Source organism: Mammaliicoccus sp. L-M44 (genome assembly GCF_022386355.1).
Taxonomy (GTDB): Bacteria; Bacillota; Bacilli; order Staphylococcales; family Staphylococcaceae; genus Mammaliicoccus; species Mammaliicoccus sciuri_A.
This window is the reverse complement of record NZ_JAJNIU010000072.1, coordinates 1-457: the sequence shown is the minus strand read 5'-3', so window position 1 is coordinate 457 and position 457 is coordinate 1. Positions and strand designations below refer to the sequence as shown.

Annotated in this window: 1 protein-coding gene; it reads left to right on the top strand. The window is 34.1% G+C overall.

What is annotated here, in order from left to right:
* Nucleotides 1-457 (top strand): transposase (locus LQ611_RS13960; RefSeq protein ID WP_239709679.1); only part of this gene is annotated, 457 nt, incomplete at both ends.

Below are 457 nucleotides of genomic sequence, written 5' to 3'. Positions count from 1 at the left end.
TCATAAATGCATACATGGAAATGGAAAGAGATAAGTATGTTAATGCTGGATATAAACAAAAGAATTCAGGAAGAAACGCACAACGTAATGGTTATTATGAGCGTGACTTCCTGATGCCTATTGGCAATCTGACATTAAAAGTTCCAAGAACACGTGACGGTGAATTTACAACTGAAGTATTCAATCAATATTCACGTTCTGACCAATCCCTTATTTTAGCGATGACAGAAGCATATATTAATGGTGTTTCAACTAGAAATGTTAATAAAATTGTGGAATCCCTAACGGGAAAATCTGTGTCTAAATCCACTGTTTCAAGCGTAATAAAAAACCTGGATCCTGAAATCAAAGAATGGGCGGGTAGACCTATTGTTAGTCATCAGTATAAGTATGTATTTGTTGATGCTATGCACATTAAGGTAAGAGAGAATAATAAAATTGTTTCTAAAGGTGTTTA